General features: G+C 39.9%; 26 protein-coding genes and 1 pseudogene. 17 read left to right on the top strand and 10 right to left on the bottom strand.

Features of this window, described 5'->3' with window-relative positions:
• The coding region (locus C4E06_RS11590) for a 3'-5' exonuclease (protein WP_198648561.1) at window positions 1-1,567 on the top strand (1,567 nt) is incomplete at its 5' end.
• 12 nt (window positions 1,568-1,579) lie between these two features.
• Here the strand turns inward: C4E06_RS11590 and C4E06_RS11585 are convergent.
• Window positions 1,580-2,464 carry an alpha/beta fold hydrolase gene (locus C4E06_RS11585; protein ID WP_107668207.1) on the bottom strand — a complete coding sequence of 295 codons (885 nt, stop codon included), beginning with the start codon at window positions 2,462-2,464 and terminating at the stop codon, window positions 1,580-1,582.
• A gap of 314 nt (window positions 2,465-2,778) precedes the next feature.
• On the opposite strand from C4E06_RS11585, the gene C4E06_RS11580 reads away from it, so the two are divergent.
• Window positions 2,779-3,837 (top strand): YheT family hydrolase, encoded by a 1,059-nt coding sequence (locus C4E06_RS11580; RefSeq protein WP_107668206.1) that lies wholly within the window; start codon window positions 2,779-2,781, stop codon window positions 3,835-3,837.
• 169 nt (window positions 3,838-4,006) lie between these two features.
• Here C4E06_RS11580 and C4E06_RS11575 read toward each other — a convergent pair whose 3' ends face one another.
• Window positions 4,007-4,387: a hypothetical protein gene (locus C4E06_RS11575; protein ID WP_107668205.1), complete on the bottom strand. Its 381-nt coding sequence runs from the start codon at window positions 4,385-4,387 to the stop codon at window positions 4,007-4,009.
• 329 nt (window positions 4,388-4,716) lie between these two features.
• Between C4E06_RS11575 and C4E06_RS11570 the strand changes: the two genes are divergently transcribed.
• From C4E06_RS11570 to C4E06_RS11560, 3 genes are all read left to right on the top strand, one after another.
• Window positions 4,717-5,640 carry an NAD(+) kinase gene (locus C4E06_RS11570; protein WP_107668204.1) on the top strand — a complete coding sequence of 308 codons (924 nt, stop codon included), beginning with the start codon at window positions 4,717-4,719 and terminating at the stop codon, window positions 5,638-5,640.
• Window positions 5,641-5,728: 88 nt separating this feature from the next.
• Entirely contained in the window at window positions 5,729-6,088 is a 360-nt protein-coding gene (locus tag C4E06_RS11565; RefSeq protein ID WP_107668203.1) for a Rieske (2Fe-2S) protein, read from the top strand.
• An 81-nt stretch (window positions 6,089-6,169) separates the two neighbouring features.
• A complete protein-coding gene (locus C4E06_RS11560) occupies window positions 6,170-7,786 on the top strand; it encodes an alpha-amylase family glycosyl hydrolase (protein WP_107668202.1) in 1,617 nt (538 codons plus the stop codon).
• Between the two features lie 44 nt (window positions 7,787-7,830).
• Here the strand turns inward: C4E06_RS11560 and C4E06_RS11555 are convergent, their stop codons facing one another.
• Complete coding sequence (locus C4E06_RS11555) at window positions 7,831-8,115, bottom strand: hypothetical protein (RefSeq protein ID WP_107668201.1); 285 nt, start codon at window positions 8,113-8,115, stop codon at window positions 7,831-7,833.
• Between the two features lie 215 nt (window positions 8,116-8,330).
• Here C4E06_RS11555 and C4E06_RS11550 point away from each other — a divergent pair, with 215 nt between their 5' ends.
• Window positions 8,331-9,539, top strand: a complete 1,209-nt coding sequence (locus C4E06_RS11550; protein ID WP_107668200.1) for a lipid-A-disaccharide synthase-related protein — start codon at window positions 8,331-8,333, stop codon at window positions 9,537-9,539.
• Between the two features lie 10 nt (window positions 9,540-9,549).
• Here C4E06_RS11550 and folD read toward each other — a convergent pair whose 3' ends face one another.
• Window positions 9,550-10,425 carry a bifunctional methylenetetrahydrofolate dehydrogenase/methenyltetrahydrofolate cyclohydrolase FolD gene (folD, locus tag C4E06_RS11545; protein WP_107668199.1) on the bottom strand — a complete coding sequence of 292 codons (876 nt, stop codon included), beginning with the start codon at window positions 10,423-10,425 and terminating at the stop codon, window positions 9,550-9,552.
• A 37-nt stretch (window positions 10,426-10,462) separates the two neighbouring features.
• Here folD and C4E06_RS11540 point away from each other — a divergent pair, with 37 nt between their 5' ends.
• From C4E06_RS11540 to ald, 6 genes are all read left to right on the top strand, one after another.
• Window positions 10,463-11,047, top strand: a complete 585-nt coding sequence (locus C4E06_RS11540) for a DNA-binding protein (RefSeq protein WP_107668198.1) — start codon at window positions 10,463-10,465, stop codon at window positions 11,045-11,047.
• Window positions 11,010-11,465 carry an NUDIX hydrolase gene (locus tag C4E06_RS11535; protein WP_107668197.1) on the top strand — a complete coding sequence of 152 codons (456 nt, stop codon included), beginning with the start codon at window positions 11,010-11,012 and terminating at the stop codon, window positions 11,463-11,465. The genes C4E06_RS11540 and C4E06_RS11535 overlap by 38 nt, the downstream gene beginning before the upstream one ends.
• Window positions 11,466-11,617: 152 nt before the next feature.
• A complete protein-coding gene (locus tag C4E06_RS11530) occupies window positions 11,618-12,379 on the top strand; it encodes a Coq4 family protein (protein WP_107668196.1) in 762 nt (253 codons plus the stop codon).
• 17 nt (window positions 12,380-12,396) lie between these two features.
• Window positions 12,397-12,687, top strand: a complete 291-nt coding sequence (locus C4E06_RS11525; RefSeq protein ID WP_198648560.1) for a lipopolysaccharide assembly protein LapA domain-containing protein — start codon at window positions 12,397-12,399, stop codon at window positions 12,685-12,687.
• A gap of 94 nt (window positions 12,688-12,781) precedes the next feature.
• The gene (locus C4E06_RS11520; RefSeq protein ID WP_107668194.1) at window positions 12,782-13,459 is read left to right on the top strand and encodes a response regulator transcription factor; all 678 of its coding nucleotides are present in this window, start codon (window positions 12,782-12,784) and stop codon (window positions 13,457-13,459) included.
• A 270-nt stretch (window positions 13,460-13,729) separates the two neighbouring features.
• Window positions 13,730-14,815: an alanine dehydrogenase gene (gene ald / locus C4E06_RS11515; RefSeq protein ID WP_107668193.1), complete on the top strand. Its 1,086-nt coding sequence runs from the start codon at window positions 13,730-13,732 to the stop codon at window positions 14,813-14,815.
• On the opposite strand, the gene C4E06_RS11510 is transcribed toward ald, so the two are convergent.
• Together C4E06_RS11510 and C4E06_RS11505 are read right to left on the bottom strand one after the other, a co-directional pair.
• The gene (locus C4E06_RS11510) at window positions 14,807-15,877 is read right to left on the bottom strand and encodes a hybrid sensor histidine kinase/response regulator (protein ID WP_107668192.1); all 1,071 of its coding nucleotides are present in this window, start codon (window positions 15,875-15,877) and stop codon (window positions 14,807-14,809) included. The two genes, ald and C4E06_RS11510, sit on opposite strands and share 9 nt — an antisense overlap.
• A complete protein-coding gene (locus C4E06_RS11505; RefSeq protein ID WP_107668191.1) occupies window positions 15,874-17,088 on the bottom strand; it encodes an ATP-binding protein in 1,215 nt (404 codons plus the stop codon). The genes C4E06_RS11510 and C4E06_RS11505 overlap by 4 nt, the downstream gene beginning before the upstream one ends.
• Before the next feature lie 329 nt (window positions 17,089-17,417).
• Here C4E06_RS11505 and C4E06_RS11500 point away from each other — a divergent pair, with 329 nt between their 5' ends.
• Both C4E06_RS11500 and C4E06_RS11495 read left to right on the top strand, forming a co-directional pair.
• Window positions 17,418-18,155 carry a response regulator transcription factor gene (locus C4E06_RS11500; protein WP_107668190.1) on the top strand — a complete coding sequence of 246 codons (738 nt, stop codon included), beginning with the start codon at window positions 17,418-17,420 and terminating at the stop codon, window positions 18,153-18,155.
• A 94-nt stretch (window positions 18,156-18,249) separates the two neighbouring features.
• A complete protein-coding gene (locus tag C4E06_RS11495) occupies window positions 18,250-18,663 on the top strand; it encodes a DUF2294 domain-containing protein (protein ID WP_107668189.1) in 414 nt (137 codons plus the stop codon).
• On the opposite strand, the gene C4E06_RS11490 is transcribed toward C4E06_RS11495, so the two are convergent.
• The 3 genes from C4E06_RS11490 to C4E06_RS11480 form a co-directional block, all read right to left on the bottom strand.
• Window positions 18,656-19,105 (bottom strand): response regulator, encoded by a 450-nt coding sequence (locus C4E06_RS11490; RefSeq protein ID WP_107668188.1) that lies wholly within the window; start codon window positions 19,103-19,105, stop codon window positions 18,656-18,658. The two genes, C4E06_RS11495 and C4E06_RS11490, sit on opposite strands and share 8 nt — an antisense overlap.
• Window positions 19,106-19,496: 391 nt before the next feature.
• On the bottom strand, window positions 19,497-19,679 hold the full coding sequence (locus C4E06_RS11485) for a CsbD family protein (RefSeq protein WP_107668187.1): 183 nt from the start codon (window positions 19,677-19,679) through the stop codon (window positions 19,497-19,499).
• Window positions 19,680-20,032: 353 nt separating this feature from the next.
• Window positions 20,033-20,662, bottom strand: a complete 630-nt coding sequence (locus tag C4E06_RS11480) for a DUF3177 family protein (RefSeq protein WP_107668186.1) — start codon at window positions 20,660-20,662, stop codon at window positions 20,033-20,035.
• A gap of 167 nt (window positions 20,663-20,829) precedes the next feature.
• On the opposite strand from C4E06_RS11480, the gene C4E06_RS11475 reads away from it, so the two are divergent.
• From C4E06_RS11475 to C4E06_RS11470, 3 genes are all read left to right on the top strand, one after another.
• Window positions 20,830-22,077, top strand: a complete 1,248-nt coding sequence (locus C4E06_RS11475) for an MFS transporter (protein ID WP_107668185.1) — start codon at window positions 20,830-20,832, stop codon at window positions 22,075-22,077.
• Between the two features lie 161 nt (window positions 22,078-22,238).
• On the top strand, window positions 22,239-22,412 hold the full coding sequence (locus C4E06_RS27875) for a hypothetical protein (protein WP_198648559.1): 174 nt from the start codon (window positions 22,239-22,241) through the stop codon (window positions 22,410-22,412).
• A 244-nt stretch (window positions 22,413-22,656) separates the two neighbouring features.
• Entirely contained in the window at window positions 22,657-23,451 is a 795-nt protein-coding gene (locus C4E06_RS11470; protein WP_107668184.1) for a glucosamine-6-phosphate deaminase, read from the top strand.
• A 10-nt stretch (window positions 23,452-23,461) separates the two neighbouring features.
• Here the strand turns inward: C4E06_RS11470 and C4E06_RS11465 are convergent.
• A pseudogene (locus C4E06_RS11465) lies at window positions 23,462-24,207 on the bottom strand (DUF561 domain-containing protein).
• Window positions 24,208-24,258: the final 51 nt, after the last annotated feature.

The following is a 24,258-nucleotide window of genomic DNA, read 5'->3' as shown; positions in this document are numbered from 1 at the left end:
ATATACTATAATTACCCCCTCACCTACCTGTAACATAGGTGATAATATTATTTTTCATCAAGCTAATAATGAGGATTCAGAAGCTCAATGGATAAGTTGCAAGATCAGACAATTAGCCCATAAAAAAATTGAATTGAATTATAATAAAATTGCTGTTTTATGTCGTACAAAAAATCGTACTGAAGTAATTGCAAAAAGATTAGAATCTTCGGGTGTTCCTTGTGTAACTATTGAACAACATTTATTTTTTATGTGTCAAGAAGTTAAAGATGTTCTCAGTTATTTACGACTGATTGTTAATCCTTTTGATAGTTCTGCTATGAGACGAATGTTATTAAGACCAAAACGTGGAATTGGAGCCACTACTGTTGAAAATATTACTAAAGAAGGACAAAAATATGGCTTACAATTAACCGATTTTGCTGTTAATCAAACTCTCATAAATGGTGATCCTTTTTATGAATTAATCACCGCTTATGAACAAGATATTGTAATTGTATTTGATGTGGAAACAACAGGATTAGAAATTAATAAAGATGAGATCATAGAGATTGCAGCAGTTAAGTTAGTCTGGGGTGAAAAAACTGACGAATTTCATGCTTATCTTCGTAATACAATTCCTGTCGGAAATTCAGAAATAGTACATAAATTGAGTGATCAATTTTTAGCCAAAGAAGGAAGAAGCGCAGATGTAGTATTTACTGAATTCTTTCAGTTTATAAAAGATGGGTTTATCGTTGGTCATAATGTAGGATTTGATATTAAAATGGTAACAGCACACGCTAACCGATTAGGGTTAGATATTCCTAGTTTTCAATGGGGAGATACTTGGAATTTAGCCAACCGTTTTATCCAAGCAGAGCGTTATAGTTTAGAGTTTTTAGCTAATCAATTAAATCTCACTAATTCACCGACTCATCGTGCGCTTAATGATACCAATACAACAGTAGAATTATTAGATTTATTGATCCCTAAAATCAAAAAACATAGTCAGGAACGTCAAAAATTAGTATCTCAATATGGTCAAAACTTTGAACCCTTAGCAAAACAAGTTGAAACATGGAAAAACGATATGTATAAGTTGCGTCCTGCTGATCTATTGGGTAAAATATTAGTAGAATCAGAACTTTATCGTCATTATCAACAAAAAGAAGAACATAGAACTAACAATCTACAAAGATTAGTACAAATATTTCAAAATCAAGACGATCAAACCCTTAATTCTTATGTTTCACTACGTAATATTCTAGAATATACAGCTTTATCTAAAAATATCGATCACATTTCTAAAGATAATAATCAAGTTTTAGTGATTACCATCCATCAATCAAAAGGATTGGAATTTGATACCGTTTTTCTTGCTGGATTATCTCAAGGAGAATTTCCTAATTACTATAGCATAAAAGATGAAAAAATAGAAGAAGAAAAACGCTTATTTTATGTGGCTATGACGAGGGCAAAAAAAGCCTTATATCTCTCAAGTTATTTGAAAGATAAAAAAGGTTATACTAAAGAAATAAGTCAGTTTATTGATGATATTCCCAAAAAGTATATAGGAATTCAGTAATAAAGATTTTCGTTAATCGAGAAACTCTCTAACATGACTTAAATAAGTTTCTTTATCCTCTAACATAGGGAAATGTGCAGTTTTTGCTATTTCTACATATTTAATATTATCATTTAACTTAGCGGCTTCTCGTCCCATTTCAGCAGGAATAATAATATCTTTTTCTCCAGAAACTAATAACGTCGGGACAGAAATCTCTGCAAACTTTTTCGGCATGGTTTCTACTGCTTTTTTACTCACGGATGTATAAATTGTTCCTAAGGCTGCCTCATAATCTGCTAAAATAAAATCCTCTAAAAAAGCAACTTTTTCTAACTTATCAATAGGACGATGTAAAAATCTAGACATAAATAAACGAGGGGCAAACGGGACTTTTAAAAACCAATTATAACGAAACTTAACGACATAACCCCCAAACTTATGAAACGTATCAAACGCCAACTTATTATATTCAAAAATACCGTTACAAGTAAGAATAGAACGCTCTACTTTTTCGGGGTACATGGTGCTAAATAACGCCCCAACAGAAGCCCCCATCGAGTGACTATTCATATAAACTTTCTCTAATCCTAACCCATCTAATAACGCCTTTAAATCTTCGGCATATTCTTCTAAATCATAACTTAAAGTTAAAGGAATTTCAGGTAATTTTGAACGGCCAAACCCCCGTAAATCGTACAATAAACAATCATAATTATCGCTCAAAGCTTCTGCGGTACTGCGCCAATATCTTGCCGATCCACCCCATCCATGAACAAACACCATAACCGGCTTTTCTATGATTCCTGGCTGTCGTATCCATTCATAATAATGATCCACCCCACGCACCTCAATAATGCCTGTTTTGTGCTGAATTTCTGGGGTTTTTGTTTGAGTAGTAGATAGATTATTCTCCATAATCTTTAAATAGTTAGATCAATCAAATGTGTGTTGTTGTATATTAGCTGATTATCTTCGGGGATGGAGTAAATAAAAGATTAAATCTTCTTTGAATTAATTAAAATGGTGGATTACGACGAATTTTTAGATCCTCATCTTAATCTAGATTCTAGCCGTCTAACCCACCCTACTATTTAATAACTAAACAGTTCAGATGGTGGGTTACGACAGATTTTGAGATACTCATTATTTCTTAAAATATAGCTGTCTAACCCACCCTACTATTTGATTGCTGATATAATAACTTATAATTACTTAATATTAATATTTTCATGGACTCTATTTCTTATACTCCTCCTTGGGGACTAAAAAACGGCTTATCAATGAGCGTTTATGCTGGTATCTTTGCAGGGAAAAACTGGGAACAAAATATCCAATTTTCCGAACCCACTTATGAAGAAAAAATCTTTACCGGGGCGCAAGAAACCCCCATTTTTGGGTTAGTGGCCATTCCTGAAAATCCACGGGGTACTATTGTCGGAACCTATGGTATTGTCGGGGATCTCGATAATCAATGGTATTTACGGGTATTCGCCAGAAAAGCCTATGCCGCCGGTTATGCAGTGGTCATTTTTGATTGGCGGGCCCACGGAAAAACATCCCAACTATCGCCGACATTAACCTCCGATGGTATCTATGAGGGAGAAGATTTTGTACGTATTGCAGCCCAGGCCAAGATGATGGGGTGTCCCGCGCCCTTTTGGTTAACGGGGTTTTCTTTGGGGGGACAGTTAGCGTTATGGGGGATAAAAGCAGGGCAAACTGTTTCTAGTTGGGGTCAAAACCTATCAATAGACTCATCAGATATTGCTGGCGGTGCAGTTATTTGTCCTAATTTAGATTCTAATCGATCGCTTTCTTATCTGGTTAGTAGTCCCTGGGGAAAATATATTGAAAAAAGAATCGCTAAACAGTTGAAAAAATTGGCGTGGAAAATCTATAAAGCCCATCCAGAAAACCTTGAACCAGAAGCCATTGAACGGGCCAATAGTATTTGGGGATTTGATGATGAATTAGTCATTAAAAGACTGGGATTTTCTTCAGTAGAAGAGTATTATCACGCCAGTAGTCCCCTACCTTTATTACCCAATTTATCAAAACCGACTTTAATTTTTTATGCGGCTGATGATCCCTTATTTGACCCTTCTATTATCCCTGATTTGAAGTCCGCTTGTGCGGATAATTCTAACATTGATCTTAGGGTCACAAAATACGGCGGTCATGTGGGTTATATTAGCAATAAAACTTGTCAGCGTGAATATGGAGATAGCGATCGCTGGTGGGCTTGGAATCGTATTTTAGATTGGTTTGAGTCTGATGATAATCATTAATTCTGACTCCTGACTCCTTGCCCCAAAGGAGCGATAACACTTGATTTTAACTTTATTGGTTATGAAAAAAAATGTGTGTGAGGAGACAACGAAATGAACAAAATTTGTATGTTAAAAAAGCATCTTAAGGTCAAGTCAATAATTAATCGACTACAACCGTCAAACTCAACTAAAATTCAGCAAAAGGAATCAAACCCCCACTACTTTTAGGATCACCTCGGTGACTATTTTCCCAGTCTTCATCCTCTTTTTCAACATCAGCAACAGGAGAATCATTGGAAACCTTGGGTAAGATTTCATACTCGATATTTTCAGAGATAATACCGTCACTTTCTTCGATATCCCAAGACCATTGTTCTCGTTCTCTAGTTTCTAACCCCCGTAAATCTTGCCACTGTCCCGTGGACATTTCTAAGGGTTCAACCGTTTCCACGTTGGTAACCGTCGGTTCACTGGCCAATACCTCGGGCAAAGAAGCCACGATCGCACTTAAAATCATCATACTGATAAAAGCCGGCCACAGATAATTTACAAGTCGTAAAGGGTTCATAGGTTATTCGCTGACTCCATCACAATAAGGACTAGGCTGATTAGCCCTATTTATTAAGATAATCAAAACTGAAAAAGATGCAATATATCTAAAGTGTGGGCTGCAGAAGGAGCAGAGGAAGATTAAAACTGTTGCCTGTTCCTACCCCCCTCTAACTCCCCCCTGCCCCCCACCCCCCAAACCCCCCTTTGAAAGGGGGGCAGGGGGGTAGGGGAGATTATCCAAGGTACAAGATATAAGATATGACTATGGTTAAAATGTAACTAAAGTTTCCCCTTTCTTCATCAAGAGGGTTGAGAATAAAAAAGATCCCTACCTAGTAGATTAACGTGGAACTGAAACAAGTCATCATTGCTTATAAAGCAGGAGACATCGAAAGCCAAAAATGGGCGCAACGCTGCGCTAAGGAACTAGAAGCCCTCAATTGTAAAGTGTTGATGGGGCCAAGTGGCTACAAAGATAATCCCTATCCTGTGTTTCTTTCCTCTGCTTCAGAAACCATCGATTTAGCCATTGTTTTAGGGGGAGATGGCACTATCTTGGCGGCCGCGCGACAATTAGCCCCTGAAAAGATTCCCATTTTAGCGGTGAATGTTGGGGGACACCTAGGCTTTTTAACCGAACCCTTTGAATTATTCAGAGATACCCAACAAGTCTGGCATCGTTTGCAAAGCGATCGCTATGCCATGTTACAGCGAATGATGTTAGAGGCCAGGGTATGCGAAGGCGATCGCACCTCCCCTCAAACCACTAGCGATCGCTTCTACTGTCTCAACGAAATGTGCATTAAACCCGCTAGTATTGACCGAATGCCCACCGCTATTTTAGAACTCGAAGTAGATGGGGAAGTGGTCGATCAATATCAAGGAGATGGGTTATTAGTGGCCACTCCTACCGGTTCGACTTGTTACACTGCCTCTGCTAACGGGCCCATTATTCACCCTGGAATGGATGCCATCGCCGTTACCCCCATTTGTCCTTTGAGTCTGTCGAGTCGCCCCATTGTCATTCCCCCCGGTTCCATTGTCAATATTTGGCCCTTGGGAGATTATGAATTAAATACTAAATTATGGACCGATAGTTCTTTGGCGACTTCCATTTGGCCCGGTCAATGGGTATCGGTAAAAATGGCTAATTGTATGGCTAGATTTATTGTCCTCCGAGAAAATTATTCTTTCTATCAAACCCTACGAGAAAAATTACAATGGGCCGGAACCCGTATTCATTTTGATAATAATCATCGGGTTAATTAGAGTAATAAGAATTATTACCCGTTACCAATTGTCTAAAACAACCGCTTAAAATGCTAGAGTAATGATGAACTATAGAAAATAATTAACCATGAGTTGGACAAAAGTGCTTACTGTGGATAGCCTGCCCATGAATTCTCGTCAAGTGGTAAAGACAGGGAATCATAACATATTATTGTTGAATCATAACGGACAAGTTTATGCGGTAAAAAATAGCTGTCCTCACCTGAAAATTTCTTTAAAAAAAGCTAAAATTAACGAAGATGGGGACTTAGTTTGTCCCATGCACCGCAGTGCTTTTGATCTCAAAACAGGGGCAGTAAAAGAGTGGACTCCTTGGCCGCCTTTAGTGGGAAAAGCCATGGGGATGATCGCTCAAGAAAAAGCCTTATCGGTGTTTCCTGTGAAAACAGAAGAGGGAAATATTTGGGTTGATTTAACCGATAGTTAAAATGATTTTATTTCCCTAGACAGAGGCGTTTTTAATAACGTCTCGATACCATCAAATGGATGGTTAAAATGATGAAAGCTAATGACAAATTTAATTGAATTCAAGTTATTTGCTCCTTACAATGAAAAGGCAACGGTAAAAGGGTCTTTTTCTGATTGGTCAGACATTGAAATGCAGAAGGACGAAAAGGGTTATTTTCGCACAAAAGTAGACTTAGAAGATGGGATTCATGAATATAAATTTCGCGTACAAAGTAAGTCTCCCTTTTTAGACCCCGATGAATGGGTAGAAATTAATGATCCTTATGCAAAAGAGGTAAGCAAACAATGTACTAATAGTCTCATTCGTGTTAAAAATGGTGAAAAAGTTATTGATACTTATACTTGGAAAAATGACGATCATGCCTTACCGAATAATGATAGTTTAGTCATTTATGAATTATTTATAGATAAATTTTCGGATGATTTTAAAGGGGTTATCAATAAATTAGACTATTTAAGTGAATTAGGCATCAATGCCATAGAATTATTGCCCGTACAAGCGTTTCCCGACGGTAAAAAATGGGGTTATACACCTTGTTATTATTTCGCTACTGAACCCACTTATGGTTCTTCAGAAGACTTAAAACGTCTCATTGATGAATGTCACGGGAGAGGGATTCGTGTCTTATTAGATTGTGTATTTAATCACTCTGACCCCGACGCATCCTTAACTCAAATTGATTATAATTATTGGTATCGAAAAGAACCCAAAGATCCAGAAAATAGCTGGGGTCCCGAATTTGATTATGAAAAATATGATGATAATTTAGACATTAAACCCGCTTGGCAATTTATCGGTGATGTGGTTAAGTTTTGGGTTGAAGAATATCATATTGATGGCTTTCGTTACGATGCAGCCAATCAAATTGATAACTATGACTTTTTAGACTGGTTAAGTGAACAAGGGAGAAATTCTGCAGGAGATAAACCCTTTTTTAATACCGCAGAATATATCCCCGAAAATCCTCAGTTAGCCGGCTTTGATCGACCCGTAGACAGTTGTTGGCACGAAAGTTTTTATCAGCAAGCGATCGCTCATATTTGTGGCGATAATTATAATTTTGAAGACTTAAAAGAAGTTGTTAATTGTAAACAACAAGGTTATCAAGGGGCCATTAGTGCCATTAATTATATTTCCTGTCACGATCATCAATCTGTATTCAGTGAATTAGGCGATCGCAATATTTTTGATGAAGCAGCCTTTAAACGGGCTAAGTTAGGGGCTATCTTATTAATAACAACCGTCGGTGTTCCTTTAATTTGGATGGGCAATGAATTCGGCGAATACGATGCAGACGCGCAATCAAGTATCAATTGGGACTTGCTAGAAAATGATAGCAACCAAACCCTATTGAAGACTTACAAAAAACTGATCGCCTTAAAAACTAAAAATAATGCCTTACATACCGATAATATCGACTTTATCCACGAAGACATGGATAACAAAGTATTAGTTTATCATCGTTGGGATGAAGAAGATTCTCGTGTGGTTGTTGTCCTTAATTTTTCAGGCAATTCTTTATCAGATTATAAGATTCCTAACTTTCCTAATTCGACAGATTGGAAAGATTATCTCAATGATCAAGAGTATGAAGCATCAGACAATCAATTAATTCTGAATATAGGAGAGTACGAAGGTAAAATATTAGTTAGTTGAGGCTCGAATTTTGAAAAAGGTGGCTATCATGCCACCTTTGATGATTAGTTTTGATTTTCTAATTCACTCAATCTTGCTTCAAGATTCCTAAATCTTTGTTCAATATCGAGATGTTCTGATTCATTGGTGATACTGTAACCAATTAACTGTTCAATACGTCTTTCGTTACGATTAGACCTTTCGATAAATCGGTTCATCTCCTCAATCATTACTTGTAACGTCTCTCTTTCCCGTTCTTGTGCCTCCCGTAACTCAAACTGACTTTCTTGCAGTTGTCTTTGAACCGCTAACATCCCTTCAATGGTTTTCTGGATTTCTTCAAAGGTCATCGATGATAAACTCCTAATAGCATCATTTTCAAGATGTCCCTTGGTGGCCGCCAGGGGACTCTTCTTTTCCTCTTTATTATCCGTGAATAATCATTCATTGAAAAACGATGAGGCTAAAAGCAGAGATGATAATTCTTCTAGCTGGTCTGAAAATGGCTATAAATCGAAAGATGATGTATTAATAGTCCTATGATAAAAATCTAAAAGGAACATCTATGTCGTCACCGTCTAAGCGAATATTATTTATCAGTAATGGCCACGGAGAAGATAATCATTCATCCTATGTCATTGAAACCCTATTACAACTGTATCCTAATCTAGAGGTGGCGGCTATGCCTATTGTGGGGGAAGGAAACGCCTATCGCCGCTTAAATGTACCTATCATTGGCCCAACCCAAAATATGCCCTCTGGAGGCTTTTCTTATATTAACCGTTTGCGTCTCTTCACCGACTTAAAAGCCGGGTTAGTGGGGTTAACCTGGCGACAGTTACAAGCAGTCTGGCAATATGCCCCCAGTTGCGATTTAATTATGGCAACCGGTGACACCGTATCCCAGGGGTTTGCTTATTCGACGGGGTATCCTTATGTCTCTTTTATTTCCTGTTTATCTGCGTTATATGAAGGGAAGTTAAACGTCGGGCCCTTTATTGGCACTTTTTTGCGATCGCCTCGTTGTTTAGGGGTGTTTACCCGAGATCCTTACACAGCAAAAGATTTAAAAAAACAAGGCATCAGTAAAGCACAGTTTGGGGGTATTCCATCTCTAGATAAATTACAACCCACAGGCAAAGATTTACAACTCAAAACCCATATTCCGATGATTGCCTTATTGCCCGGATCACGCTTACCTGAAGCGGTTCGTAACTTTAAATTACAACTTAATCTTATTCTAGAAATTGTTAAAATAATGCCTCCCGAAAAAATACAATTTCGGGCTGCCTTAGTCCCTAAATTGATGCAAGAATTAGCCACAATAGCCAATAGTGAAGGCTGGCAATATAACGATAATCAATTAAGTCGAAAAACTGAACAAGGAACCGTCGAAGTCTTCTGTTATTCTGATGCCTTTAATGATATTTTACACAACTGTACGTTAATGTTAGGCATGGCAGGATTAGCAGTGGATCAAGGTATTGCGCTGGGTAAACCCGTTATTCAAGTACCAGGAGAAGGTCCCCAGTTTACCTATGAATTTGCCGAGGCCCAAAACCGTCTCATTGGCAGTTGCGCTCAAACCATCGGCAAAGGTCCAGCCACCCCGGAAACCCTCACCCAAGCAGCCAAATGTGTGGCTAAAACCGTCACCAATGAAGCTTATTTACAGGAGTGCGAGGAAAAAGGAAAAGCCCGTTTCGGACCCTCTGGGGCTTCTGAAAGAATCGCCCGTTTTTTATTATCTTATTTGGAACTTGACAAAGAATAATTATTAATGATCAAGTAGACTTTTTCTGATAACTCAAAACAGTATTTTGCAATAACATAGCCACCGTCATTGGTCCGACACCGCCGGGGACAGGGGTGATATAACGGCTAACTTGAGAAACGGAGTTAAACTCAAAATCTCCTACTAATTTAGACGCACCATCCTCTGTCATAATGCGGTTAATACCCACATCAATGGCGATCGCTCCCGGTTTGACCATTTCCCCGGTAATAATATTCGGTTTACCCACCGCAGCGATAATAATATCCCCTTGACGGGTGATTTTGCCTAAGTCGGGGGTGCGAGAATGGGCAATACTCACCGTGGCGTTTTTTTCTAACAACATCAAGGCCAAGGGTTTACCCACTAAAATACTGCGCCCTACCACTACCGCGTGTTTTCCGGCAACATCTAAGTTATATTCTTCTAAGAGACGCATCACCCCCCAAGGCGTGCAACTGCGTAACCCCTGTTCCCCCCGTATTAAATGGCCGAGGTTCATAGGGTGTAGGCCATCGGCATCTTTTTCTGGAGCGATCGCATGGAGTAACTTAACCGTATCTAAATGGGGAGGTAAGGGTAACTGAACTAAAATCCCATCCACCCGTTCATCTGCATTCAACTGGTGTATTAACGCTTCGACTTCTTCTTGTGGTGTTTGGGTGGGCAAATGACGACCAAAGGAAGCAATTCCGACTTTAGCGCAAGCTTTTTCCTTATTACGAACATACACCGCACTAGCAGGATTATCTCCCACCATAATCACCGCTAACCCAGGCGGACGACCGATAGTCCCTTGTAATTTTTCAACGGTAGTTTTTAATTCTCCCTGAATTTTTTGCGCTAATGCTTTACCGTTTAACAAAGAAGCAGTTTCAGAAGACATGGATAACCTAGATAAATTTGGAACGTAGGAGTAGTTTATGGTGTCCTATAGCTTAGCCTATCTCAAGACCGTCAATTTCACCGCAGTGATCATGAAAGTTTTAAACATTCGAGGGGTTCACGGTGCTATTTTTTCCCTGCTAGTGGGAGGGTTGATCGGATGTACCCCTGTCAACTATTTAGGGTTAGCCCAGCCGTCTATTACTCCCATTGGGGAACTCTCCCCCCAACCATCGACCGAAAGCACCTCCGAAGAAGCGATCATCTATTTAGAAGGAAAAGTAGTGGACCGCGCGCCGTTTATGGACAGTGGTTCTTATCAACTCCAAGATCAAACCGGAACCGTCTGGGTCCTCACTGATGGTCCTTTGCCTCAAACCGGGGACAGGGTACAAATTACCGGAAAAGTGACCTATCAATCCATTCCCATGGGGGGTCAAGATGTAGGGGAGTTATATATCTTAGAAGTCGAACAAGTCGAAGCGAATGCGGGCCAAACAACCTCAACCGTTCAACCGGTTGTTGATACCGAAGTCGAGGCTTCTACTGATACCGAAGTTAAACCTATTTCTAAACCAGCCGTTGATGAGTTTCTCCTTCCCCACAAACGCAACACCAAATAATGTCCGTTCCGTGGCGTTGGCTATTTTGCACCAAAATGGCCGCTTTTTGATGCAGTTACGGGACAATATTCCTACCATTATTTATCCCGATCGCTGGGGTTTTTTTGGGGGTCATCTTGAACCCGGAGAAACCCCAGAAATGGGGGTTAAACGCGAAGTGATTGAAGAGATTAATTTCACCATTGAAAACCCTATTTTCTTCTGTCGTTACGACGATGACATTGCGTTACGCTATATTTTTCATGCTCCCTTAACGGTGTCGATTGATGAGTTAAACTTACAAGAAGGGGCGGACTTAGGGTTAGTTTCTCCTGATGATGTGAAACGAGGACAGTGTTATTCTGAAAAACTAGGGGATGTTCGTCCTTTAGGGAAAATTCATCAAGAAATTTTGCTAAATTTTATCAATCGTTCGTGATAGACAATTGTTAACATTTATGGTTTTTTGTAGAAAAATCATACAACTTTAATTATAAATAGATTTTAGTTTATCGCCCCTTCGGGGCAAGAGTAGAGACGTTGCAGGCAACGTCTCTACGACTCCTTCTTCAACTTTTTAGGAAAAATGTTATGGGTTTTAAATATATTAATCAAATTGCTAATCCTGACAATTTACAGGAATTTCTCACTTTAGTGGATTTAGCTGCTGGTGCGGGTCAAAATGTTAATAATGCTATTGATTTAAGTCAAAAACTGCACGAAACAGCCCCCATGAAGGTTTGCCTTCAAATACTTAATCAAGATGCTGACTGCGCCCAAATGCTTAAAGAACGGTATGTCGGTCCTTATTTTGACTTAGAAACTATGTTAAAAATGCCGAAAGGTTCTCTCGGATGGACTTACGCTAAAGTATTAAGTACACTGGGTTATGATCCTCAGTTTTATCGAAGCACTGAAAACTTTAAAACCGATGCTGATTATGTTACCTTTCGCGTCTTTAAAACTCATGATCTCCATCATATTTTAACGGGATATAGTTTAGATGATTTGGGAGAATTAGGAGTGCTTTCTGTTAGCGTCGGGCAGTTTGCTTATCCAGGTTTCACCTTTCTTGATTTAATGTCGTTTTTGTTTAGATTTTTCAAAAATGATCAAGCTTATAATAAAGAGATGACACCCCAAGAACAGGTAAAAACGTTAAATTATGCTTTTAAATTGGTGTCTGCTGGTATCGATATGGGACAAGCAGCTAAACCCTTATTTCCTGTAAAATGGGAAGAAAACTTAGACCGTCCTTTAGATGAATGGCGAGAAATGTTAAACATTAAACCTGCTTTAGACGGGCCTTATAGTTGGTACACACGAGAAGAACTTAAAGCAGCGATTAGTTAATTAATGAGTTTAGAATTATGCTGAATATGCTACAACTATTAGCTAATATCATCATCAGTGTGTTGATTGCCTTTTGGATAGGAGCGATCGCTATTTTTTCTATTCAAAATATTACCGCCGTTTCCCTAAACTTTCTACTCTGGGAATCCATTAAACTACCCGTCGGGGTGTTACTCTCCTTTTGTGTCGGAGGAGGTTTCATTATCGGTGGGTTGTTACCCTTTCTCTTACAACCCTTTAAACGCAAGCAAAAACGACCGTTGAGAAGTCCCATGGATGATGGGGGTTATTTTGACTTTGATAATTAGTTATATAGCCTTTCGCGCCACAAGTGAGCTATATTTAACTCCTGACTCGGTGACTCCTAAAACTAGAAAACTTTGTATCTGACAAGTATTAACCATGAGTAACCCCCGTCTTTTAGTGGTTGAAGATGAAGCCAAACTCGCTCAGTTTATTGAGTTAGAACTGAAATATGAAGGCTATGACGTTACTGTAGTTAATGATGGGTTATCGGGACTTACAACAGCAAGAGCAAGCAACTTTGACCTTATTTTATTAGATTGGATGTTGCCAGGCATTTCAGGACTCGAAATTTGTAAACGACTGCGACAAACTGGGAGTAAAGTCCCCATTATTTTATTAACCGCTAAAGATGATATCAGCGATCGCGTCGCCGGGTTAGATGCAGGGGCCGATGATTATATTGTTAAACCGTTTAATTTAGAAGAATTATTAGCCAGAGTTCGGGCAAACTTAAGGAGAAATCACGACGAAGATCCCGATCAATTACAATTTTTAGACCTTAGTTTAAATCGTAACACCCGTGAAGTGTTTCGTGGCAGTCGTTTAATTGAACTCACGGCCAAAGAATTTGACTTACTCGACTATTTAATGTCCCATGCTAAACAAGTTCTCACTCGAGAGCAAATCTTAGAACGAGTCTGGGGTTACGACTTTATGGGAGATTCTAATATTATTGAAGTCTATGTGCGCTATTTACGCTTAAAATTAGAAGCCCAACAAGAAAAACGACTGATCCAAACCGTTCGAGGTGTGGGTTACGTTCTCCGAGATTAACAGCCCTTCGGGCGAGGCAGGGGGCAGGGGGCAGAGGGCAGGAGGGAAAATTTTGTCACAAAGTACGCCTTTCTGCGTCGCCCAACTGGGTTTAAGTCCCCCACTAAAATCTGCGATTTGGTGGTCTTCAGTTAGAGGTGGGTCAAAATCCCCCTCTAACTGGCCTCCTGCCTTCTGCCTTTCAACTCCTGCCTTCTTTAAAATCCTAGCCATTCCTCAAAAGTTTTTGTAAGCTACAGTAATAGACCATCATTAGGTGTAAGGAGTCATATGAAAATTGGTGTCCCTAGAGAAATTAAAGATCAAGAGTTTCGCATCGGCTTAAGTCCTAACAGTGTTAGGGTATTATCAGATCAAGGACATCAAGTTTCGATTGAAACCCAAGCCGGGGTAGGCTCCGGGTTTACCGATGAAGACTATCAACAAGCAGGGGCGAAGATTGTCACCAGTGCAGCCGAAGCATGGCAACAAGAATTAGTGATAAAAGTTAAAGAACCCCTCAAAGAAGAATATAAGTATCTCAACGATCCTAAAATGCTGTTTACTTACCTCCATTTAGCAGCAGATAAGGACTTAACAAAAGCGTTAATCTCATCGAACATAACGGCCATTGCTTACGAAACCGTGGAACTTCCCGACGGAAGACTCCCGTTATTAACCCCCATGAGTATCATTGCTGGCCGCTTATCTGTGCAGTTTGGGGCGCGATATTTAGAAAAACAACAAGGGGGTCGTGGTGTTCTTTTAGGGGGCATTCCTGGGGTTTCTGCTGGGCGTGTGGTCATTTTAGGCGGGGGCATCGTCGGCACCGAAGCGGCTAAAATAGCGGTGGGAATGGGGGCCAAAGTGCAAATCTTTGACATCAATGTTGACCGTTTAGCCTATTTAGAAACCCTGTTTGGCTCACGGGTGGAACTGCTCTATAGTAACGCTTCGAGCATTGAAAAAGCGGTTCCTCAAGGGGATTTATTAATCGGCGCCGTGTTAGTGACCGGAAAACGGGCCCCAACTTTAGTCTCTAGGGAATTAGTCTCAAAAATGCACCCCGGTTCGGTGATCGTCGATGTGGCCGTGGACCAAGGGGGATGTATCGAAACCTTACGCACTACCTCCCATAGTTCCCCTACCTATGTGGCCGAAGGGGTGGTACATTTTGGCGTTCCTAATATGCCTGGGGCAGTTCCTTGGACAGCCACCCAAGCCTTGAATAATAGTACCTTACCCTATGTCTTGAAATTGGCAAATCAGGGGTTAGAGGCCCTAGAAAAGGATGCCAGTTTAGCTAAAGGGGTCAATGTCAAAGATGGGGTTTTAGTGCATCCGGCCGTACAAGAAGCCTTTAACGACTTAACCTAGAGAATGGATGGGTAAACGAAGGGTAAAAATACTCCCTTGATCCACTTCAGATTCAATACTAATTTTCCCCCCGTGGGACTGGATAATTTGTTGACATAAATGCAGTCCCAATCCATAGCCTAACCCTTTACGATTCGTATGATAAAATCGCTTAAATATTTTGGCTTTGGCTTTAGCATTGAGACCGATTCCGGTATCTTCAATGTCAATAATTAACCAATTATCCTCTTCTTGATCCCCGACATCGAGAGAACTCCGCACGTGAATCGAACCATTATCGGTGAATTTAATGGCATTACTAATGATATTCGTTAACACCCGTCGCAGTTCTTGGCGATCGCCGTAAATTTCCTCTATATCTGCTTGCCAATCCTGATCTAATGCTAAGGATTTTTCTTGCGCTAACGGGGTGAGTTCTGCAATCACTTGTTCAGTAAGATGTTTGAAATTAAATGTCACACAACTGAGCTTTTTTTGTCCTTCTTGGTAAGAGTGAACATCTAACAGCTTATTGATCATCTCTAGCAAGTTTTCATTGCTACGGATAATATTGTTAATCGCTTCTTGTGTCTTGAGGGTAATCTCTCCAAACAGTCCTTGATTAATCAGGTTTAACATTCGGTCTGCCGCCACTAACGGAGTTCGTAAATCGTGGGTGAGACAGCTAACAAAGTGTTCTCGTTGATCAATACTTTGTTTGAGTCTCAGTAAGGATCTCACCCTTGCTTGAAGTTCATCGATTTGCACGGGTTTACGAATAAAGTCATCGGCCCCGCTATCTAACCCCTTGACCACATTGGACTGTTCGTGGGCCGTAATTAAGAGAATGGGGATATAAGACAAGCTAGAATTTTCACGAATTTTTTGGGTGACTTCATACCCATCCATCCCCGGCATCATCACATCGAGTAAAATCAGATCGGGAGGACGTCGATCAATTTGAGCTAAGGCAGAGGGACCGTCATTCACCAAAACCAATTCATGGCCCTCTTGTTCGAGTGCTAATTTAACTAAAAAAAGATTATCTGGAATATCGTCTACGACTAGAATATAGTGACTCATGACAAATTAGAAGATAAACACCGTGGAATTTCAACTCGAAAGACCGAACCTTTCCCCAGTTCACTGCTGACATGAATTTCACCTTGCATCATTTTGATTAATGAGTCAACGATCGCTAAACCTAACCCGGTTCCTGAATGTTGACGAGTCAGGGTTTGATCCACTTGTTGAAAAGGAGTAAAAATGGTCTCTAAATCTTCTTCGGCAATACCAACCCCGGTATCTTCGACACTAATGGCAATTGTTTCAGCATCGATCTCCCATACCTTAACCTTAACACTGCCGGCAGGGGTAAACTTAATGGCATTAGATAACAGGTTAATGATAATTCGCCTTAGAAAATTTTTATCATTAATAATTAAGGGATTTTTTAAATCAATATCAACCTCTAAACTGAGATTTTTATGGGACCTCAAAGACGATAATTCTTCAATAGTGAATTGTAGAAGAACTCCTAAGTCAAATTCTTCAACCTTGAGATCCATCTGATCGGTGTTCAGTTTAGACAAATCTAAGACTTCGTTGATCAGACTCAAGAGATTTTGACTATTATTAAAAATCCGTTGTACAATATCAACCTGTTGAGGGGTAAGCGGATCAGGATATTGACGCAACAACAGTTGAGAAAATCCCATAATGGCATTCATGGGGGTTCGTAATTCATGGGAAATGGTGGCCAAAAATTGAGACTGACGACGGGATGCTTCTTGCAGTTGTAAATTTTTGAGATTAATTTGTTCTTGTTGTTGCTTGAGTTCTTTATTTTTTTGTTTGAGAATTTCGTTGTTTTTTCGTAACTTTTGATTGCTTAATGTTAAGGCTTTTTCGGCCTTATAAATACGCAGAGAATTTTTTAACGTTTTTAAGAGAGTATCAGGAGAGATCATTGATTCTAAAATATAGTCCCACGCCCCTGATTTGATAAATTCTTGGGTGATTTCTTGATTTTTTGAAGGGGTTAAAACAATAAAAGGGGTTTGAATACCCATATTTTGCAGTTCTTTGAGTAGGGTCAGTCCGTCGGCATCGGATAATAAATACCCTAAAAAGACACAGTTAAATGATTTTTGTTTGAGGAGAGAAATGGCTTTTTTGCGACTGTTGACTTCCGTCAATTCCAATAAGGGAACAATAGGCTTTAGCGATCGCTGTATAGCCAAGCGATTCGTCTTATCATTATCAATAATTAAAATCTTAAGAGCTTGTTCCATTTCAGAAAAGTCTACACAGTTTCCTGCGCCAAAGGTTTGTGTTAATTGGGTGGTTGTGAATGAAGCCTTCGTCAGTAACAAATTTAATCAATATCGCTAACTAAACTATAGGGATAAATGGTCATTTTATCTATATATTTTAATTATACGAAACAATTTTTCTGATAGATGGCCTATAGGAAAGACTTTATCCTGAATATTCCTCTACCTTTTGACATATTGTTTAAATTAAGTAGGTCAAAAACCATACATTGATTCTCTCAAGGTTTTATAATAAGAGTCCCTTATAATTAAAATGATTGGTTATCGGTTGGAGGCTAATTGAGGTAATGAGTAATATTCGGGTTGTACTGATTGAAGACCATGATTTAACGCGCATTGGTCTTCATGCAGCATTGGAACAGGTCAAGGAAATTGACGTGGTAGGAGAAGCGGCCAATGGTCGTCAGGGTTGGCAGGTTTTAAGGGAAACTCAACCGGATGTGGCGGTGATTGATATTGGATTGCCGGATATTGATGGCATCGAATTAAGTCAACGACTCAAACAATCTCAAAAAGACTCTGAACTCCTCGACACGAAAGTCTTGATATTGACCATGAACACGAGCAAAGAGATTGTGTTAGCTGCCTTTGCTGCCGGGGCTGATTCCTATAGCATTAAGGATGTCACCCTAGAAACTCTAGTCAATGCTATCAAAATTACCCATGAAGGGAACGCCTGGATCGAGCCGACGGTGGCCAGGGTGGTGCTTGAGCAAATGCAATCGGGTCAATTGTCTGATTTAGTGATGGATGTGGAGGCCCCTGAACCCATTCATGACACCAGAGCGATCGAGGCACTCGATGAAGATACCCAGCAAATGGTTGATAGTTCTTCTTTAACCCCCAAAGAATTAGAGGTCTTAGAACTAATCGTTGCCGGTTGTAATAACGCTCAAATTGCTGAACGACTTTATGTCACCGTGGGAACGGTTAAAACCCATGTTCGTAGTATTCTCAATAAACTCTGTGCTAACGATCGCACTCAAGCAGCGGTTCGGGCCTTGCGATCGGGTTTAGTTGACTAAAAAATTCAGATATAATTCCCATGTAATGCTATCGTTAAATTTACACCTTTGAGATTTATTATTGATAGTCTTCATCTAGATAGAAGGGAATACTATGAATATCGATAGTTCTTCATCTGAGCAGTATCCGACCCGTGGACAGCTTGAGAGACACCTCTCTCAAAGCATCCAGGCTTTTTATCGCACCAATTTAGGCTATCAGCCAGGAAAGACCATTTGTCATTTATTTGAGCAAAAATTGGCGGTAATTATTGAAAACTCTGTCAGTCCCACAGAGCAGTTTTTAAGCGACGAAGGAGAATCGTCTCTGGCTAAGAAAGTTCGTGAAAGTTTAGATAATTTGACCCGTTCGCGATTACAAGACTTAATTGAAGAGATTCTGAAAGTATCTGTTAGAGATATCTTGAGCGATGTGACCTTAGAAACGGGACGCATGGGTATTATTGTGGTGTTAGAAGAGACTCCGAAAGTGCGTAACCCGGAGTCCATTCAAAAAAAAACTAATTAACTAATTTTTTGGCCGTCGTTAAGGAATAATGTTTGTTAACATAATGAGAAACGACGTTTTCTAAGTCTTCAATGAGATAAGGTTTAATAATACAATGTTCACAACCAATTTCTAGGAGATAATCTCTTTTTTCAGGATGAGCTAACCCTGTGACAGCAATAATGGGTATGTTCTTCGTTTTTTCATCTCTTTTAAGTTGCTCAATTACCTCAACCCCACTCAATCCTGGCAAAACAATATCTAATAAGATTAAGTCAGGTTGATAATTTTTGACAAAAGAAAACACATCGCTTCCGTTGTTAGTGGTGATCAAACTGCAACCAATACATCGCATGATATAGGTTAACAATAATAAGTTATCTTCATCCCCATCAACCCCTAGAATTAACGGTGATGGATGATGGGTATGAGCAGTAGTGTGAGAAGGAAAAACCAGGTCCATATTATATCCTCATTGAAGAAAGCGGATAGGCATCTCTAAGCGTGGCATTTCTGGCACTGAATACTTAGAACTGGCTTTCGGTTATTTAATTATTAAACAACTCAAAATCCCTTGAATTTGCTTCTTAGTCAATGAAATTAATGAGTAAGAGCTATAAGGAGGGGGTTGTCTTATATTTTCCCTGTTTAATAAATGGGGGTTTTATAGAACAAGCTTAATAACTTATATCTAGGTGTTAGTCGTTGTTGTTTATATTCTATCCGATAATTTTATATGATCAACACTTTTTTAATATTGTTTATTATTGGCTGAAACATTTCCTCATTAACGCAACAAAAAAAGCAGGAATTATGGTAACATTCCTACTTTTAGCTTTAATGATCAACAATGATTAGTCGATAGCTTGTTTGACTTTGTCTTTGGCATCTTCAACGCTATGTTGAACTTCAGCTTTTTGTTGTTTGGCTTCACCCTCAGCCTTATCTTGGGGATCTCCGGTGATTTCTCCCATGGCCTCTTGGGCTTTTCCTTCAATGTTGCTTTTGGTTGCTTCAACTCTATCTTGGGTACTCATAAAGAATTATCTCCTTTTGTTTTCCTTCTAGTTACTATGCAAACAAGAGATCATCTCTATCCCCTCTACCGAAAGAAACATTAAAGTGATGACAGGCAAGAGGCAAGGGTTCTCCCCCTAACAAAAGGGGGAGTTAGAGGGGGTGGCAAGGGTTCTCCCCCTAACAAAAGGGGGAGTTAGAGGGGGTGGCAATAGTTGTACTCTCCCTCTGCTCCCTGCTCCCTGCTCCCTGCTCCTCTGCTCCGCTGCCCCTAACCCCCCCTGCCCCTAACCCCCCCTGCCCCTAACCCCCCCTGCCCCCCTTTTAAAGGGGGGTGTGGGGGGTGTGGGGGGTGTGGGGTTATGAGTCTAACTTAATGCTCTAATGCCGATCTTCCTTGTTTTCCCAAACGCACCAATAAAAAATAAGCAAAATAAAGAACATAAATCGACAATCCCAATAACCCCATAAAGCCCATAAACCCTGGGGTAGCATCTCCATGAACAATGGACCAGTAGCCCACCGGCGCTTGTATCCAAACTTGGCAAAAGGGAGTCTCTAGGGTGCTTGAGGACACCGCACAAGAGAGAAAGGGAACTTGAACCATGGCTCCAATACTGCCATAAACCGTGACAGCCCAACGCCAGGAGGTTACCATCAATTTTAGGAAACTCCAGGGTAAATCTTTAATTTCATCGTTCAAATCCACCCAAAACCATAGAGACACAGGAATGAGAATACGAGCAGTTAAAGCGGTAATGAAGCCCATTTGTCCGCAAAATGCCTCAAAGGGGGTATTCTCCCCAACCCAACCCGGAGCGAGTAAATAAACGGTAATTAATAATAAGCTGGCCACTCGCCAATAGATGATTAATAAACGTGCGATCGCGTCAACTTGTTTCATTAATGCCCAAATCGTTAAGATTAAGGGAATGATCAGTGTAAATAAAAGGGCGAGTCGATAATCTGTCCAAATGAAGGGTTGAAACCAAAGGTCTTCCATAGTGGTTGTGGATTCGACGAAAAATGCTTCAAATAGCTTAAAACGTTTTTGCTTTTTTTACCACCAGTCGGGGTGTGGGGAGAGAAATGTTTGATTGTGTGATGGGCAAAAATGACTTGCTTTATAATAGTTAACAAAACCCGATTATTAAACCTTGGACAGCTTCTGTGAGTATTTTAAACACTTATGCCCATCTTAAACCGGAACAAAGACGCAGTTTAGGATTTTTATTAGGGATAGGGCTATTCTTTTGGATTAGTATTACCACCCTATTACCCACGTTACCCACTTATATTAAATATCTTGGCGGCACCCGTTCCCAAATTGGTTTAGTCATGGGTAGCTTTGCCATTGGGTTACTCTGTTCTCGTACTTTGTTAGGTTATTTAGCGGATACAAAAAGTCGTAAATTAGTCCTTTTTATTGGTATTCTAGTGGCTGGACTTGCTCCCCTGGGTTATTTATTAATTCAATCGGTTTTCCCTTTAATGGCGGTTCGGGCAGTTCATGGTATTAGTATCGCTGCTTTTACTACAGCTTATAGTGCGTTAGTGGTGGATTTTGCCCCCGTACAAAAACGGGGAGAATTGATCGGTTATATGAGTTTAGTGACTCCTATTGGTATGAGTATTGGCCCTGCTTTAGGGGGGTTTGTACAAGAATCTTTTGGATATACGACCCTGTTTATTACGTCTGCTGGTTTTGGGTTTCTCGGTTTATGTTTAGTCAGTTTTATTCAGGAAAAATCAAAGGTTCACTATCAGCACACTTCTGATGCTAAAGGTAAAATACGCAATTTTAAACAAATGGTTAGCAGTCATTCTTTAGTGATTCCTGCTTTAATTTTATTGATGATTGGGTTATTATTCGGAACTTTAATCACATTTTTACCACTCTTTTTACAGGAAAATAATTTAGGGTTTAGTGCAGGTTTATTTTATACTGTAGCAGCCGTTGGTAGTTTTTCCTCTCGTATTTTTTCGGGGCCTGCTTCTGATCGTTATGGTCGTGGCCCTTTGATAACCGTTAGTCTGTTGTGTTATTTTGTGTCGATGATCTTGTTAACTCAAGCCACCGATAGCCGACAAATATTATTAGCTGGTATCTTTGAAGGCATTGGCGCAGGAACTTTAATTCCTATGATTATTGCTTTGATTTCTGATCGGTCTTCTTCCTACGAAAGAGGACGGGTTTATTCTGTTTGTTTAGGGGGGTTTGATATTGGGATCGCCTTAGCCGGTCCAATGGTGGGAAGTTTAGGGAGTGATTTAAGTTATCAAGCTATTTTTACGATTAATAGTAGTCTCGCTTTAGCTGCTTTTTTCCTATTTATTAGTCAATCTAATTATAATTTGAAAACCTCTGTTAGTTTTGCCTTGGGAAGGGAAAAAGATTTATATGCTTTTGAGGATTAATTGAACAGCATTCAAGCTCATTTGGTTTCAATTAAATCCCAAGAAAAATAAGAAGGGTGTAGTCAGATTTTCTACTGTTAAGTGATATTAATTGAGGGATCGATCAAAGTCTTAAGTATAGTAAGATTTAAAGAGATATATCTCAAGAGGAACTTAACTCAATGGGACGCAAAGCTAAACTCAAAAAAGAGAGAAAAGAGCAACCTAAGCAACTTAAAAAGTCTTCTCAAAATTCAGATCAATTTGTGCAACATTTAGAAAGACAAGGTTATTCTCTAAAAAAAGCAAAAATGGCTCCCGATATGCCTAACAAAAAAATTGATCCTCAAGTATAATCTTGACTAATGAATTAAGGGAATAGGGTTTAACAATTATCAATTATCAATCAATGACTCATTACTAATAAGTATCTAAGCAAAATTAATTACACATCGCAATAAGCTCGTTGCCTTTTGCCTCTTGCCACCCCCTCTAACTCCCCCTAACAAAAGGGGGAGAACCCTTGCCTCTTGCCTTTTGCCTATCCTTACTAGGAAATTAATTTTGTGTACTCACTTAAGTTATTTTGTGTAAATTAATATGAAATCCGAGCAAGTTTTCACCATTGATTCTTTAGGGACCCATATTTATGAAAATGAAGAACAACTCTCTATTGGAGCGGCTAAAATGGGTCAAGACTATATCGAAAAGGTTTTAGATAATCAAGCTGAAGCTACCATTGTATTAGCCACCGGTAACTCCCAACTAAAATTTCTCGATATTTTAATTGCTTCCCATAAAATTGACTGGTCACGGATTAATTTATTACATTTAGATGAATATTTAGGCATTGAAGGGGACAACTCGGCGAGCTTTCGTTTTTATCTTCATGAAAGAGTCGAAAAACGGATTAATCCTAAATCATTTAATTATTTAATTGGCGATGGGTTAGAACCCATAGAAGAATGCGATCGCTACACCCAATTACTCAAACAATACCCCATTGATTTGTGTTGTTTAGGGGTTGGGGTGAATGGACATTTAGCCTTTAATGAACCCCAGGTGGCTAATTTTGATGATCCCCACTGGGTCAAAATTGTCAAATTAGATCAACAAACCCGTTGGATGCAAGTAAGTCAAGGCCATTTTAAAGAGTTTGATCAAGTGCCAAAATATGCCTTAACGGTGACCATTCCCACTATTTTATCAGCGAAAAAAATAATCTGTTTAGCTCCAGGAGAAAACAAGGCCGAAATCATTCAACAAATGCTACAAGAAGCCATTTCCACCCAATGTCCAGCTTCTATTTTAAGAAAACATTCCGACGCGACATTATTCCTGGATAAAAAATCAGCAGCGTTATTATCATCTCCTGATGTGTCATCAGGAGAATAGGACAACAAGGTTAAACGTTAACCTTAATCACGCTTTGTTGTAGAGCTTCCACAAGGGAACGAACGGCTGCCACCATAGCCACTTCGTCATTGAGTTGGTTAATAGCAGAACCCACACCCACCCCTGACGCACCGGCCGTAATCGCCATAGGAGCCGTCACAGTAGATAAACCAGAAGCACAGATAACAGGAACCGACACAGCGCGAGAAATACTATGGGCTGCCGCTAAGGTGGGGGCTGCTTTTTCGATTAAACCGAGGGTTCCTGGGTGAGTGGGACGACTGCTGGTGCCGCCTTCGGTTTGAATGAGATTAGCACCTGCCTCAACTAAGGCCTCCGCTAAGGCCACTTGTTCATCTAAGGGTAGGATATGGGGAACCGTCACACACAGGGGAGTATGGGGCAGTAAAGCGCGAGTTTGTTGGGTTAAGGCTAGGACTTCAGGGGCTTCAAAGCGCCGTCCTTGGGCATAAAACGCATCAAAATTCCCAATTTCGACTAAATCGGCTCCTGCTGCCACCGCGTCTGCCAATAACTGGGCTTCCACAGCAGAAACACAAATGGGTAAATCAATTAAGGAACGAACCTGACGAACTAAACTAGGGGAAGCCGCGATGTCGACAAAGGTGGCCCTCCTGCTTGGGCTGCTTTGGCGATCGCGGAAACGTTACTGTGATCAAAATTGGTCAAACCACTAATAATCTTGATAGCTTGACGTTGTTCTAATGCTTTCTCTAATTGAGGGTGCATAATCATGGTCTGTGTCAATAGGTTTTGAAGACAATCATGAACCCATAGAAATCAATC

This window comes from Cyanothece sp. BG0011 (assembly GCF_003013815.1).
Taxonomy (GTDB): Bacteria; Cyanobacteriota; Cyanobacteriia; order Cyanobacteriales; family Microcystaceae; genus Crocosphaera.
The sequence above is the reverse complement of the archived record's forward strand: the minus strand, read 5'-3'. Positions and strand labels throughout refer to the sequence as shown.